We start from the raw sequence: 13,674 nt of genomic DNA, 5'->3' as shown, positions 1-13,674 counted from the left end.
AGACCTACTGCTTAGAAGCGGCTCGCCGCCCGGGCTGCGCGCCCCCGGGCATTTGCTCTATCCAGCTGAGCTACAACAAAAAAGCACTTAGAAATAAATCTAAGTGCTTAACATTCAAGTGATCCCGTTGTGATTCGAACCGCACCGGCGGCCCGGACAAGACCTACTGCTTAGAAGCGGATCGCCGCCCGGGCTGCGCGCCCCGGGCATTTGCTCTATCCAGCTGAGCTACAACAAAAAAGCACTTAGAAATAAATCTAAGTGCTTAACATTCAAGTGATCCCGTTGTGATTCGAACACAAGACCTACTGCTTAGAAGTCAGTTGCAATAACCGTTTTTTGTATATTTTTTGTACATTTTCATTGCACATATATCCTCAAAATCAAACACATACAATATTTCACTGTCTTTTTGATTATAACTGTTATTTGTTGATTTATTAACTTTGTATTGCAACTTGTATTGCAACTATCAACAGCAAATCAATGAACGAACCAAAAGTATCTATCTTCTTCGACAAGCGAGGGATAGCCGCCGAATCCCTCTCTGTAAAGTGGTGCGTATTTCACGAAGGTAAGCAACGGCTGTTCACTACCGGCATCATCCTACCACAAAAAGATGTTGAGTTTCTGAAAAATAACAGGTTCGAGCTTTCTGGAAGGGTGCGTGATGAGCGCCTGAGGAATTTATGGAACAAGATTTACGGCGCATCATACATTGATGAGACTACCGATGAAGAGCGGCCTGGCTACCTATACCGAGGCAAAGTTGCGGTCAATAAAATTAAAGAGTATTTCACCTTTGAATTGTTTGCGAAGGTCGTAAACGGAGACTATTCGCCGGAACAGAAAACCAACTACTCGACCGACTTATTACAGGCCCTTCGGGATCGCGCCCAGAGGTTTGCTGACCAAGGCGACATTTCCAGTGGCAATATCTCAAAAAACGCCGCCCGGAGCTTGGAGCGATTCGTCATCTACAAGAAAATCACCACCGAAAAGGCCGCGAAACTGCCTATGCAGATTGTCACGAAGACATTCCTCCGTGATTACGAAAAATGGATGCTGAAATTCGGCAAGGCTCCAAAAGCGAAAGGCAAGCCCGAAACACCGGCGTCGATTACAACTGTTTCAATCAACCTGAGGAACGTACGCACGGCATTCAATGAAGCTATCGACGCTGGTATACTTGACCGCGACCTATACCCGTTCAGCAAAAGGGGATACATCATTCCGGCAGCGAAGAACACAAAGAAGGCTCTCGGCCAGGATGCGATATCAGCAATCTTTCATTTCGAATGCAAATCAGAATCGCAAGAAATGGCTCGCGATCTCTGGGTATTCTCATACCTCTGCAATGGGATGAACTTCATGGATATTTGTCACCTGAGAAGATCCAGCATCAAACTCGGCGGCGCGCACCTGGAATTTATTCGAGAAAAAACGAAGGATTCGAACCGTCAAGATGTGAAAACGGTTCGAGTACCACTAATGCCTGAGTCATTACAAATAATCGATCGGTGGGGTAATAATGACCAAAGCCCGTCTGCGTTTCTATTCCCATTTCTGGATGACGGCATGACCCTTGACCGCCAAATGAGGACCGTAAAGCAGGTGATTTGGAAAACGAATAAAAATCTTGCGAAGATATCGGAGGCTCTGGGCCTTGACATAAAGTTGCGTACGTACGAAGCGCGGCACTCCTTCGCAACTACCCTACTCCGGTCCGGCGCGCCAATGGCATTTATTGCGGGAGCAATGAGTCACGCTTCGGTCACCACCACTGAAAAATACTTCGGGTCGTTCGAAGCGGAACAAACTCAGGTATACATGAGCGCCCTGATCCCCAGAAAACAAGAAAGCCAGGACTAACTACCTGGCATCAAAATATTAGAGGAAGCACTACGGCATTAAACCGCTTCGGGTGATTTCAGCTTATATTCAGGCAACAGAAGCTCCGCCGGTATTTTCAGAAGCTCGCTGAACTTTCTAATCATTGACAAGGAAAGAGGTTGCTTGTAATTCAGGACCTTACTTACTGTGCCGCGATCACCATACACTTCCGCCAAAGCGGCCGCCTTGAGACCCAGATCCTCCATCCGGAATTTGATGAGTTCAATGGGATCCAATTCGGGAAGGCTATCATGCTTTTGCTCATACTCTTCGATAAGAAGAAGCAAAAGCATTTTTTCTCTATGCTCCTGAGTCCCCGCAGGGGCATATTTCACCACTTGATAGCGAGACATTGCAGCTTCATACTCCGCCTCGCTAACAATTGGGTACCAATCATTTATTTGTTTTTCCATAAAAGATAGTGCATTGAACATCACACAGTAGTAGCATCTATTGCGTCATATTCGGAATGCGGACCGACAAATCGGACCTCTACAACCTTGGCCTCGTAGTCTATTTCTACGATCAGTCGGTATTTGTTACCTACAATTTTAAATCGGGCTCTATGACCCTTGATAATTTTCGCGTTACGGAATGTATTCAAAACATCCGCGGACGTATTCCAGTCCACCGCTTTAACTGTTTTCTGCCATGCAGAAAGTTGCTTACCAGCATCTGCGTGCTCAGCCGCAAATTTGATAAGCTTTTGCGCACCTATCAATCTCATCTAAGAGCTTCTTTTGGTTAAAAATTTTCATGTTTTTCATCGCGTTCATACATGGAAAGAGGTTTATTTTTTAGTTGGTGCTCCGACCAACAATACAAAGCTAAATAAAATGTTGGCAAAATTCCAACATTTTACAAAATAATTTTTCGTATGAATATAATTGATAGAAAAGCTTGCTATTTACAATCTTTTCCGTACCTTTGATATGTACTTAAACGTCAGCCAGACGGAAACATGGCAGCAGAATATGGAAAAGTTAGTTGCACAGCTCAAAAAGATCGCTCGCCAACACCCACAAGGTTTCACAGTTTTTCTCCCGAGCCTTGAACACGCAGCAAAAGGATGGGTAATCGCCCTCGCGGAAACGCAAGACAGCTTCGGAGACGAAGGTCTCCGCAAGGTGATCGAAACAGCTCAAAGGAAAGGGGCAGCAGTCGGAGGATGGAAGCACGAAGGCAAGTTCTACTACGACGCCTCGATCATAATAGAGGAAGAAGCCGAGGCGATGAAGCTGGGACGCGAAAACAAGCAGATTGCAATCTACAACATCGAAACCGGGAAGTACATTAAGCTCTAAGGAAAGGCCGGGAAACCGGCCTATTCCCTCATAAGTCAAATACTAATCGCACTTTTCAAAACTTCGTATAAAATGGAAACGATCATTAAAAATATTCACTTGCTGAAAAATCGGCTGTCAGAGTCACAATTGAATGACTTAGAACATGGAGCACTGCTGCATCGTCGGCACGCCCGAATTACCTTTAAGATCGTACGTTTTACGGATGATGTTTTGACAGTCGAAACCAGGCAGGAAAAAAGCCCGGCAGGTAACTATCTCGATGGGAAAACTTTGTACCAACGTACAAAAGAGCTTTTTCAATCAAACAATCTTCCCGGTGGTGTCAAGATACATGTGAATACAATTCCCTACGTTCCGGCCCCGGCGCAAGATGTTAGCCCGGAATTCATTCGTCACTACATGACTGAATTGAAAATAAAAGTTCGAGATATAGAAAACGAAACTGGCCTCGACAGTACGAATATTTCCGCTTGGATCAACGGCACGCGCGAAATGTCAAATATTGTTAGGGCAATGTTTTATTACTACATCAAACATAAGGAACATCTTAAATTGCAATATCAAAGCTTCAAGCCACTTAATTTAGATTTGACGCTCGACGTAAGGATGGAAATGATTAACTTGGCAAAAAGCCAAGTTGAAAAATTCAAGCCATCTGACAGCGTAACTATGGTGGAGATTCCGGTAGAAAATCCGAAAAATCCAGGCCCCATTTATATAGCAACTTTCAAGCCGTCAGATGATCAACAATCGTGGGTGCTGGTAGATTTGAACTGATAAGATATTCAGCACGCCGGCGCATTCGTAATGGATGGGTAGTCCCACGGAATAGGTAAGATCCTCGGCCATGACCGGGGAGACGAGAGTTCGAACCTCTCATGCGTCGGGTGCTTTTTAGCAAAAATAATGTGACATTTGCAATCCATTGATTCGAAATTTATTTTTAATGTGAACAAAACGATCTCATTATGGCTAGAAAACATGAAGTATTGCTTTTTAGGGGAGATTCAGTTTGCTGGACACCTATGTGGGGTTGTGAGGTAATTCGAGCGAATGGCACGTCTGAATTTTATCACTATCACATCCCACTTCGTAGAGTAGAATAAATCAGGGGCCATAAGCCCCTTTTTTATTGATTACCGATAAACTAAACCGAATGTTAAAATCCTTCCCATTGAAAATGCATCCCGTCCTTTGACCGTTCTGACCAGTCCGCTCCGCAAATCCATCCGTTCTGGCGCCAGGCAGCCAGGAATTCCGGCGACCAGGTAACCTTTCCGCGGAACGGGTTCCAGTTCGCATTCAGGTCGACGGCAATGCCCCATGCATGCGTTGAAATGCCTGAACTGCCGCGCTTCTTGCGAATATTGAAGCACCCGTCCCAAGTTTTTATTTCTTCGTGCAGGCCGTTCGCTATAAGCTCCCTGAAGGTATCTTCCAGCGGAACGATCGCGTAGTAATTCAGGTAAATCTTTTTCGGGATCATCGGAATCGCTTCGGTAATCTCCCGGGGAACTTCCCAAAACACCATCCACTTCCTTTCGAAACCGAGTCGGTTCTTGTATGGGTCGCCAAACTTTGCAATCAGCTGTGCTTGTGTTTTCATGGCGCCACCTCCTCTTCTTTCTCCTTTTGAAAACTCAGCAGATCCTTGTAATCGCCGGTCTGACGGAATTTCCGGAACGGCGCACTGAACCATTTCGGTAGCAGCTTCGGCAGTATTTGATCAATCAAGTCGCACGACTTGATGAAATAGTAGGTGAACATCACCGCATACCCTGCGAAAATGAAGTACAGCGCCACGCCCGGCACCGGATTTGCCGCCGGCACCGCCTGGGTCACGATCTTGAATACGACAGAAATCACCACTGATGCCACATATCCGAGCAGTACGACCGAGACCATAACGATTAGCTGCTCGACCGTTTTTCTCAGAAAGATTTCACCTTTGGCCTCGCCCTCCTTGATGTGCTTCGCAAGGCCCAGGAAGGTCATCAGTAAAAAGCAAATCCCAACAGCAGCCATCAAATCAATGGTCAGATCCTTTCGGTATTTGAATACCTGGATAAACCCCACGGTAGATGAAGAAAGCAGCAGGAAGGCCGGATTTGTAGCCATTCCCTTTATTGTCAAACCGATTGATGTCAGCATACTGCCAATGTTAAAATATTCAGAAAATTTCATTGTCTGGTCTTTTATCGGGCCTTCGCCCCGGTTACAACTCCAAACCCGAAACCGATCGGGAATCCCCACTTGAAGCCTTTCCACCATCCGCCCGATGCATTCGCCTTGCGGATCGCGGCTTCAAAACTTTGTTTCTGCACCTGAGCTTGCAGGTCTTGCAAACGCACGGTGTTTCGTAAGTCGGCAACTTCTTTGCTTTGGCTTTCATACGCTGATTTCAGGGAGTAAAACGTGGGCTTTAATAACTCGTAGCGGTAGGTACTGTCAAGGAGCGCGTTTTCGTAAGCTGTCTGCTTTTCGGATGGCGTTAGCCTTGATTCCTGCGCCCAACTTGCCACGCTCAGTAGTGTCAATAGGGCTATTGTAGCGGTCAAGTTTGGTTTCATAATCCTTATCTCGTTTTTGGGTGGTATCGGCCAGGCTGTCGGCGCGGCGCTTGCTTTCACGGACTGAATCTGCGAAGCTTTTCGCCTCCGGGTTTGGTGTAGGCTGTCGAAACCCTCGGCGCCACAGAATGACGGACAGGACCAGGATCACGACCAGCAGCGCGGCGATGATTTTCCAGTGAATCGTTTTCATAGGGACTGACTGACAAGCTCCCGGAATCCGTTGTTGGGCCCGATCGTAGTATTATAGGGTGATTGCGTGGCAACCACCAGGGACCATTTGTCAGGAAGTATCGCCGTGTACCACCCGAGCGCCGATTCGCTGATCAGCTGCGCGCCGTTCAGGATTACACCGCAGCCCCAATTACTCAGGCCGGTCAGCTTCGTTTTCAGGATCTGCAAAGCCTGATTACTGAGCACCCGCGTTCCATTGAATACCCCTCCATCGCGGAGCATGCCAGCGAAGTTCGACCATTCGTTTTGCGAGCACTTCAAACCGTAGCCGGCCAGCGGGTTTTCCGGGCTGCCATACACTGGACCAGGGCCGCGCGGGTTGTATTCCGCATTGCCCATCCCGCTCTTGTCTCGGATGCGAGAATTGAAGATCTCCTTCCAAGGCTGTCCGGTAACGATTTCGGCCATGCGTGCGGCTACCTGGTAGGAAACCGTTGAATAGCTGTACTGCGCGCCAGGCGTTTTAAAGCCCGGTCGGCCAGCGAGCCAGTCGACGTATTGCTCCAAGGTTTTCGCGCCTTCGTTGGTCTGATCATCCGGAATGCCGGACGTGTGACCGATGATCTGCCGCAGCGTGATGTCACGGAGGCCCGGCTTATTCCATGATCGAATTACGTCGCCCACCTTCGTATCCAAACTTAGCCTACCCTCACTGATCAGCACCGCGATCGTTGCTCCAGTGGCCAGCTTAGAATGGGACATCACCGAGAGCTGATCGTTGCGGCCGTACTGCCCTTTTGTGTAGCTGTAAGCCGTGCCCGATGGAGTTTTTATGTCCACCAGTACGTTGCCTCCGTAGGCCGGTAGGTTGGCATCCAGGTAGCCGGTGAACTTGCTGTTGTCTACGCCTGGCTGCGCGCCATCCACGAAGGGCGAAACGCCTCCCCAGAAATAGAGCCCGCCGTCAGCGTATTTGGTGAAGTTGTCGTAAACGTTGATCCCTTGCAGCAGGTCTTCACCGCGGCGGTATTTGTCTGTGATGTTAACCTCAACAACCGGCAGTTTTGCTCGCACGTAGACCTTGCCGATCCATTTACCCCACAGCCTTTTCAGGAACGGCTCCATTCCTCTGATCTCATCCACACAAAACGCCATGGCTGTATGAGGAGCCCAGAGCCCGCGAGAAAAGAGCATATCCATGCTGCGCTCCCAGATTGCATAGTCCGGATTCGCCTCACAGTAAGGCGGGGTTGACCATTTCACCTGGTACCGGTAGTGGCTCATGTCATCCGGATCAAACTCGACAATGCTGTAACCGCCCGGGAATGTACCTTGGTTAACTGAGTGCACCCGGAACTTTGCGACGTGATCTTCTACGCCGTCGCCATCGCTACCGTATGTGCCATCACCAGATCCGGCAATGAATGCCAGGTTGGCATTGGCCGTGCTTTGAAGCTGACGGTTGGCCGCTGCGGCGTAAAGGTAAATGCATGGGAGATTGTACTCGGACTTTACCGCGTCCGTGAAGGATTTGTAATGTTTCTGAATGTTGAGCGTCTGAAACCTCCCAAATTCCAGTCCCAGCGGATCATTGAAATTCGGATGCGGCCAGTCGATGCCAGGGCCTTCCACCATCGGCGGCCGGCCAGGCTGCGCGAGTCCGCGCTTCTTTACCCAATTCTGAAACCGGGAAAGGTTATCAGCCGAGAAATCGCCGGTATACCAAACTCCATTCTGAACGTCGATGTGATTAACAAGCTCGCCCGTATGCCCGCCGCCGAGCGCCATGTAAAGCGATCGGTCGTAGGTTTTCAGCTGACGAGCAATATCCTTGATGGCGCCGGCCATCGCCGAGTTACATTCATCGCAGCCGTATCCAGGATACACGCCTACATTGGGCTGGCCTTTTACCCCTTCTTCCAGGATCGTACCATTGGAAAATGTGACCATTTGATCCTCGCGGAGAAAACCGTCGTTCTTCTTCCGTTTCGCCAGGAATACCACTGCCAGCCCGAGCTTGCGCTCACGGCAATAGGCGATTGCCCGTTGCAATGCCGCGGTTTCGTACCGACCTTTTGCCGGTTCATAAACATCCCAATGAATCCAAAGCGAGACGCCAGAAACACCATATCCCCACGAATATTTGAAGGCTTCAATGCGGTCGGTCCATCCTTCCAGATACTTACCATCTTCCCATCGACCCTCCGCGATTCCGTGTTTCGCATTCGGATCGAATCCGCCACCGGTGGTACCTATCAAAAACTCAAACCTGCGATCTTTATCAACCGGCGGCGGACCAGGCCCGCCCGTATCTCCGCCGCCATCACTGGTAGGTTTGGGAATGATAAACGATTTACTGTAAACGTCGCTCTTGCAGGTGTTGCCCTGCATGCTCAGCGTGTACTCGCCTGGTGCAAGGCCCGCGTAGTTGATCGGCTCCCGGTTGCTCGTTGGCTTTACCGATCCGAACGCGACACGCTCATTGCCCTTGTAAATTGAATAGTCCCAGCCGAAAACATTCTCACCATCCCAAAGCACTATCGCGCTGGTCGTGGTTACATTGAAAATATCATTCGGGACCGGTCCACGATCACACCTTGGCAGATCGTTAGGCGGATTCTGCGTGCCGCCATCGCCTTTCACTTTGAAAAGGCTGTCCGTGTAAGCTTTCTGCCGTGCCTCGGCGGCTTTAATCAAACTCGTGACAAATGATTTGTCGGCAACCGTTTCCGGCAGTTCGATCTTGATCTGTGCGGACACTACCTGGCAAAAAGCCAGGAGCACCGCAATGAGCAGGTTTTTCATGAAAATGGTTTTTGGTTGTTGATGAAATGAAAATGCTGGATTACAGCCCCAGCAGCGCCGCGATATCGTCCTTCAATTTTTTCGCGTTTTCGTTGGCCGGGTCGTAAGAGTCGACAGCCAGCTTCACCAGCTGCGGAATAATCTGCAACAGGTAAGGCTTTTCGGCTATCGTTTTGTTTAGAGATGCTTCATCTGAAAAGTTCAGATTGGCGGACTCCTGGAACTGAAACGCTTTTGGCTCTCCGCTGCTTACATCTCTTCCTGTCACCGAGAAATTTACACTTGCGAAGTCGAATTCAAATTGTGGGCTGGCTGCCGGTGTTTCCGACATCACAGCTAGTGATTTACTTGCCATTGGTTTTTGTTTGTTTTGTTGTAGGTAAACTCTTGATCAACTCCCGCGCGGGCGTCGACTTTGGCTCGATTACAAAGCCGGTGAAAATCTTCACAAACCGGCGGTGCAAATCCTCGGGGAGCTCTGAAACATATGTAGGGTTAATGCGCACTTCCTCATCCAATAATTTCTCAATCTCGTCCTCCAAGTTATTTTCAGCCTCCTCTGTGAATTGATAGTTTCCATGCTCATCTTTGAGCAGCACGGTCGTCCTTTTGTCTTTTTCGGCAAACCTGCGGCGCAGGCGGCTCAACTTTTTGTTGTATTGGTCGATCTGTGGCTTGCAGTCTTCCAGGCACTCCTCCAACGCGGTAACGAGTGGCGTGTCATTCTGCTTTGCCTCATCCGCTGCCCTGAGGTAGTTGTTGGCCGTGTTGTTAAACTGGATTAGTTTGTTGTAGGTAGTTTTCATTTTGATCTAGTTTATATAATTGAAAATTAAATATTTACCCATACGGTGCCATTGTAGTATCTCGGTCGGTAGTTTCCTGTGGAGAAGTACATAGAGCCAGCAACGGGCGCCACAGGTTCGCTGGCAAATGGCGGAAGGATTAACATGCCATTGCTTATGCCCAGATGTCCGCTAATTTGAATTTGATTCCCTCCATCGGTCATGATGCTACTGGAAGTGAGGGTGTTCCCTGCGCCCCAATATGCCACTCGAAATGGAGTGCCGCTTCCTCGCAAATATCTCCCGTCCGTCCAGCCGACATCGAGCGAAAGCCCATCGCCATCCTGATTAAGTCCGGTACCGCCGTTCACAAAGAAGGTTGATCCAGATAGCCCGATACCACTTCCAGCGGAGTAGGCGCCGCCGCCGCCCGAAGGTTGATCATACCATCCCTTCACCCCGGAACCATTAGTCCCGTAAAGTTTATTTGCCCCGGGACTGCCGCTATCATTGACCAGTTGGTAAGTTCTACTTGCCGTCAGTGTCCCCCCGCCGGTTATACTGAGCTGGCCGGTTAATGAAATACCGCTAAGCGCCCTGATGCTTAATTCGGAATCAATGTACCCCCTGGTATACGTATTAGAGTCGACGTAGGAGGTTGTCGCATAATTTGCGATGTTAAACTGTTTTGAAGTCCACACCTGGTAAATAGTACCAGCCTGCCCGTACCTGACAAACCAGTTTGCATCTGTCCCGCACATCAATTGCGACATCCACATGTTAGAACCTAAGTTCCCGTCGGGAGATGCACCGATAAAACTTAGCATTGTCCCAAAAGCCGACGGCCGGTTTGCTGCCGAGTTGCCCCACGAGAAAACACCGGAACTAGTAATGGTATTTATATCCGAATAATTTACCGGGGTTGATATCCATCGCGTGTCAGAGCCACCGCCAGAAATAACACCGGTTGCACTGTTGTAAGAAATACTTCCCGTTGCAGAGATAGCAGCCCTGGCCGCGCTGGTAAAGTCGGTAACCTGGGACGCGGTATGCGTGTGCGATGCCGACGCAAATGCCGATGCGTGCTGACCATCCAGCAGATCCGCGTTCAAACTCGTTACCAGAGTAGAGCTATTGACTTTGAATGGCGCTACACCATTCGGCATCACAAAATTGACCAGACTATCCGACTTTACTTCAAAGATTGTTACACCGGTCGCAGATGAGAAGCTGAATTCGTCATTGTACCGACTGAACGTAAAAGAGTTAGATCCGGTGGAATTATAGAGGCTGATGCCAAGTGTATTCGACAAGCCCCCCATCTGAATGTAATAGCTGCTGCCAGTCTTGTTAATCGTAGTGGATTTTCTGATGTCGACAGTGCTAACAGTTTCATCAATGGAGCTGTTTACAAAAGATCCGGACGACAATTCATACCGTGGGATGGTCCGATCGCTAACACTCCCTGGTATCCCACTTCCCCCAATGGTACCCCAATCCTGATTTGCAGATAAGTTCTTTGTTACTCCATTGATAGTTATGGTCCGGGAAGTCGGCACATACCCGGAAAGATTTGCGGATGTAAGAAACTGTTGCCACGATCCAACCACGCCAGCTTCAACCGTTCTGAAATAACCATTGCCGTTCCTGAATGCCAGCGAAGCGGCCGTTTGTGCATCAGGCGAAGTGGCTGTAAATCCGACATGGTAAAAGCCTGTCGGGCTGTTGGTAGAGCTGCCGTGAAACTTATGCTTGCCGTCCGAATGGGCTGTTGTCCAGCTCAACCCGGTCGTGTTATTCATCACATAATCCGAAAGACTGGCAGTAGTCGCATAATTGGCAATATTGAACTGTTTGGCTGTCCAGATCTGGTAGGTAGCTCCCCATGTTGCTCCTAATCCATGACGGACATACCAATCAGCCGTGGTGCCAACCAAAATTTGATTCAGATACGCTCCGCCGGCCGAGTCTCCTGTGCTGCTATTGCCAACAAAAGTGAAAGTCGTGCCGTAAGTAGTCGGCCTGCCCGCTGCCGGTGTTCCATAAGTCGCAACCCCTCCTTTATTGATGTTGTTGATGTCCGAGAACTCGCCGGGCGTACTGACCCAGCGCATGTGCGCGGCCTGGCCGTTGATAATACGAGAATCGTTACCCTGGGCCACGGTATTAGCCGCCGTTCCGTAGGTGAGCGCAAATGCTCCGGTCCCGCTGGTGTAGGAGATGCCATTTGAGACAGAGAAAAGTGCCCGGCCAGCAGTTGAAAAGTCGGTAATCTGAGCCGCGGTGTGTGTATGAGATGAAAGCGAGTACCGGGCATCGCCAAACGTGGTATCAAAGGTAAGGCTCAAATCCGCGCTGAGCGGTCCGCCGCCGAGCAGTCCCGCCCCTGTGTTGATCTGCCTTGTGTTCTGGACATATCCAGTGAGGCCCGCCGATGTTACAAACCCCTGGCTATTAACATAGGTTTCGGAGGCAATTTTAATCCAGCTCCCCCAAGCGCCATTTTCCAGGCTTTTGATGTAGAAATTGCCATTGCGGAAAGCGATGTTTGTGCCGTAAGATGATCCTGTTGCATGCGGGATGAAAAGACCATGGTAGACACCAGCGCCAGCCGGACCGTTTGTCGATGCAGTATTGAAAGTCGCCAGTCCGATCGATGAGAATCCGTGCCAGTCAAATTGCGACGGGCTGCGGGAAACCTTGCCATCCAAAGCGGTTTGCAGACCCGTTACATCAGCGATTACATGCGTGTGCCCGATTTGAGAATACCTCGTGTCGTTCTGCGAATCAGAACGGGCGTTGCCTGAGTGCCAAAGCGTATTATCAATGCCGGTATTGCTGCGAATGCGGAGCTCTGATCCTGACTGTGCGTATAGAAATACCCCGAAGTTTCCGGCCGCATGAAACCCGTAGCCAGGGCGAGCGCCCGCCGTGTACTGATCATTTGCGACATACGATTCAAACCCGCCGCTGGAATATGCAACGTTGCTGGTATTTACGGCCGGAAGGGCATACGTACTACTCGCGCGGACTTTGGCGTCCACGGTTATCGTACTATCGAAATATGCAGCACTCAGGAAATCCATTCTTTACTTTTTAATGATCACACGGAAAGAGGCGTTGGCCGGAGCTTTGGCGAAAGTCACGATCACGGCATTCGCAGTGGATGCGCGGTTATCGACGATAACTGCCGAGTTATCGGATACCTTGCGAATCTCGACCACTACATCCAGCGAATTCAGGTTGTGCGTAACCGTGAAAGCGGTCGCCGTTCCATCGCCGATCGTTGCCGCGAACGCTCCACCCGATATTTGGGAAGCGACATAATTCGCCATTTTAAGCGGAGTAACCGCGCGCGCGTCGTCCGTGCCGGCGTTGGTTTCGGCCTGGGTGGCAATCTCAATCAAGCCGGTGCGCGCCTCTGTCGCAGTACGAGAGCTGAGTGATGCAGGCGTTACAGCCTTCACCGCATCCGTTCCAGCCTGTACCTCAGCATTTGTAGCAAGCATCACAAGGCCTAACACTGTGGCCGTTGCCTGGTCGCGGTTTGTTTCCAGGAAGATCCAGTCTGCCGCAGATGTTGTCGACGGGTTATCCTTATTGGCAATCAGAACGTCCCCAACGTTGAACACAGTGCCCTGGACTGTTCCAGCTACGGAAACATACCAGTAGGCCCCCTTCTTGATTGCCGCGGTTCCGGGGAAGTTGGTTGCGGTGTTCGCGTTGAAAGCGCCAACGAGTGAGCCAATGCCGCCCACTAACGAATCGACGTAGGCTTTGACCGCTCCCGCTGTTGCAATGTTGGTAGCGGTTGCAGTGGCGAGCGTGTTATCATTGATCAGCGTGATCTCCGAAGCGACGCCAGCGCCGGCAGCAGTCCGGCCGATTACCGTCATTGCGTTGATGTTCTGCATCTTCGCAAAAGTTACGGCACCGTTCAGAATCTTGATCGCGGTTACCGAATCCGTAGCAAGTTTGGCAGCAGAAATACCTCCATCTTTTACACGGACAGCATCAGCATTGATTTCGAGGGTTGTTCCGTCAACTTTGACCGAAAGAGTGGTAATCCCGCCTGTCGTGCTTTCGTCCAATCCATCCCCGCCAATGATTGTGCCGGAGCCCAAGGGAACCCAGGTAGAA

Annotated in this window: 14 protein-coding genes; 3 read left to right on the top strand and 11 right to left on the bottom strand. The window is 49.9% G+C overall.

Features of this window, described 5'->3' with window-relative positions; genetic code table 11:
- Positions 1 to 486: 486 nt before the first annotated feature.
- Positions 487 to 1,872 (top strand): tyrosine-type recombinase/integrase, encoded by a 1,386-nt coding sequence (locus DFER_RS29395; protein WP_015814962.1) that lies wholly within the window; start codon positions 487 to 489, stop codon positions 1,870 to 1,872.
- Between the two features lie 38 nt (positions 1,873 to 1,910).
- Here DFER_RS29395 and DFER_RS27620 read toward each other — a convergent pair whose 3' ends face one another.
- The gene (locus DFER_RS27620; RefSeq protein WP_015814961.1) at positions 1,911 to 2,306 is read right to left on the bottom strand and encodes a helix-turn-helix domain-containing protein; all 396 of its coding nucleotides are present in this window, start codon (positions 2,304 to 2,306) and stop codon (positions 1,911 to 1,913) included.
- A 20-nt stretch (positions 2,307 to 2,326) separates the two neighbouring features.
- Positions 2,327 to 2,620, bottom strand: coding sequence for a type II toxin-antitoxin system HigB family toxin (locus DFER_RS27615; protein WP_015814960.1), 294 nt, complete (start codon positions 2,618 to 2,620; stop codon positions 2,327 to 2,329).
- Between the two features lie 160 nt (positions 2,621 to 2,780).
- On the opposite strand from DFER_RS27615, the gene DFER_RS27610 reads away from it, so the two are divergent.
- Together DFER_RS27610 and DFER_RS27605 are read left to right on the top strand one after the other, a co-directional pair.
- A complete protein-coding gene (locus tag DFER_RS27610; RefSeq protein ID WP_050774734.1) occupies positions 2,781 to 3,197 on the top strand; it encodes a hypothetical protein in 417 nt (138 codons plus the stop codon).
- Positions 3,198 to 3,269: 72 nt separating this feature from the next.
- A complete protein-coding gene (locus tag DFER_RS27605; protein ID WP_015814958.1) occupies positions 3,270 to 3,977 on the top strand; it encodes a hypothetical protein in 708 nt (235 codons plus the stop codon).
- Positions 3,978 to 4,359: 382 nt separating this feature from the next.
- On the opposite strand, the gene DFER_RS27600 is transcribed toward DFER_RS27605, so the two are convergent.
- The 9 genes from DFER_RS27600 to DFER_RS27565 all read right to left on the bottom strand — a co-directional run bounded on the left by DFER_RS27600 (position 4,360) and on the right by DFER_RS27565 (position 13,658).
- Positions 4,360 to 4,806, bottom strand: a complete 447-nt coding sequence (locus tag DFER_RS27600) for a M15 family metallopeptidase (protein WP_015814957.1) — start codon at positions 4,804 to 4,806, stop codon at positions 4,360 to 4,362.
- Positions 4,803 to 5,351, bottom strand: a complete 549-nt coding sequence (locus DFER_RS29985) for a hypothetical protein (RefSeq protein WP_143828832.1) — start codon at positions 5,349 to 5,351, stop codon at positions 4,803 to 4,805. The genes DFER_RS27600 and DFER_RS29985 overlap by 4 nt, the downstream gene beginning before the upstream one ends.
- 44 nt (positions 5,352 to 5,395) lie before the next feature.
- Positions 5,396 to 5,545, bottom strand: coding sequence for a hypothetical protein (locus DFER_RS30285; RefSeq protein ID WP_187293413.1), 150 nt, complete (start codon positions 5,543 to 5,545; stop codon positions 5,396 to 5,398).
- Between the two features lie 103 nt (positions 5,546 to 5,648).
- Complete coding sequence (locus tag DFER_RS27590; protein ID WP_041735599.1) at positions 5,649 to 5,963, bottom strand: hypothetical protein; 315 nt, start codon at positions 5,961 to 5,963, stop codon at positions 5,649 to 5,651.
- Complete coding sequence (locus DFER_RS27585; RefSeq protein ID WP_015814954.1) at positions 5,960 to 8,749, bottom strand: serine hydrolase domain-containing protein; 2,790 nt, start codon at positions 8,747 to 8,749, stop codon at positions 5,960 to 5,962. Before DFER_RS27585 ends, DFER_RS27590 begins: the two co-directional genes overlap by 4 nt.
- Before the next feature lie 40 nt (positions 8,750 to 8,789).
- Positions 8,790 to 9,104, bottom strand: a complete 315-nt coding sequence (locus DFER_RS27580; RefSeq protein WP_015814953.1) for a hypothetical protein — start codon at positions 9,102 to 9,104, stop codon at positions 8,790 to 8,792.
- A complete protein-coding gene (locus tag DFER_RS27575) occupies positions 9,094 to 9,555 on the bottom strand; it encodes a hypothetical protein (protein ID WP_015814952.1) in 462 nt (153 codons plus the stop codon). The genes DFER_RS27580 and DFER_RS27575 overlap by 11 nt, the downstream gene beginning before the upstream one ends.
- 26 nt (positions 9,556 to 9,581) lie before the next feature.
- Positions 9,582 to 12,620, bottom strand: a complete 3,039-nt coding sequence (locus DFER_RS27570; protein WP_015814951.1) for a hypothetical protein — start codon at positions 12,618 to 12,620, stop codon at positions 9,582 to 9,584.
- Positions 12,621 to 12,623: 3 nt separating this feature from the next.
- Complete coding sequence (locus DFER_RS27565) at positions 12,624 to 13,658, bottom strand: hypothetical protein (protein WP_143828831.1); 1,035 nt, start codon at positions 13,656 to 13,658, stop codon at positions 12,624 to 12,626.
- Positions 13,659 to 13,674: the final 16 nt, after the last annotated feature.

It is taken from the genome of Dyadobacter fermentans DSM 18053 (genome assembly GCF_000023125.1).
Taxonomy (GTDB): domain Bacteria; phylum Bacteroidota; class Bacteroidia; order Cytophagales; family Spirosomataceae; genus Dyadobacter; species Dyadobacter fermentans.
The sequence above is the reverse complement of the archived record's forward strand: the minus strand, read 5'-3'. Positions and strand labels throughout refer to the sequence as shown.

What these genes read in the sequence shown, in the direction of transcription:
- DFER_RS29985 (WP_143828832.1), bottom strand. Translation starts at nt 5,351, where the DNA reads ATGCTGACATCAATCGGTTTGACAATAAAGGGAATGGCTACAAATCCG.
- DFER_RS27615 (WP_015814960.1), bottom strand. Translation starts at nt 2,620, where the DNA reads ATGAGATTGATAGGTGCGCAAAAGCTTATCAAATTTGCGGCTGAGCAC.
- DFER_RS27570 (WP_015814951.1), bottom strand. Translation starts at nt 12,620, where the DNA reads ATGGATTTCCTGAGTGCTGCATATTTCGATAGTACGATAACCGTGGAC.
- DFER_RS27590 (WP_041735599.1), bottom strand. Translation starts at nt 5,963, where the DNA reads ATGAAAACGATTCACTGGAAAATCATCGCCGCGCTGCTGGTCGTGATC.
- DFER_RS27580 (WP_015814953.1), bottom strand. Translation starts at nt 9,104, where the DNA reads ATGGCAAGTAAATCACTAGCTGTGATGTCGGAAACACCGGCAGCCAGC.
- DFER_RS27575 (WP_015814952.1), bottom strand. Translation starts at nt 9,555, where the DNA reads ATGAAAACTACCTACAACAAACTAATCCAGTTTAACAACACGGCCAAC.
- DFER_RS27600 (WP_015814957.1), bottom strand. Translation starts at nt 4,806, where the DNA reads ATGAAAACACAAGCACAGCTGATTGCAAAGTTTGGCGACCCATACAAG.
- DFER_RS27620 (WP_015814961.1), bottom strand. Translation starts at nt 2,306, where the DNA reads ATGGAAAAACAAATAAATGATTGGTACCCAATTGTTAGCGAGGCGGAG.
- DFER_RS29395 (WP_015814962.1), top strand. Translation starts at nt 487, where the DNA reads ATGAACGAACCAAAAGTATCTATCTTCTTCGACAAGCGAGGGATAGCC.
- DFER_RS27605 (WP_015814958.1), top strand. Translation starts at nt 3,270, where the DNA reads ATGGAAACGATCATTAAAAATATTCACTTGCTGAAAAATCGGCTGTCA.
- DFER_RS27585 (WP_015814954.1), bottom strand. Translation starts at nt 8,749, where the DNA reads ATGAAAAACCTGCTCATTGCGGTGCTCCTGGCTTTTTGCCAGGTAGTG.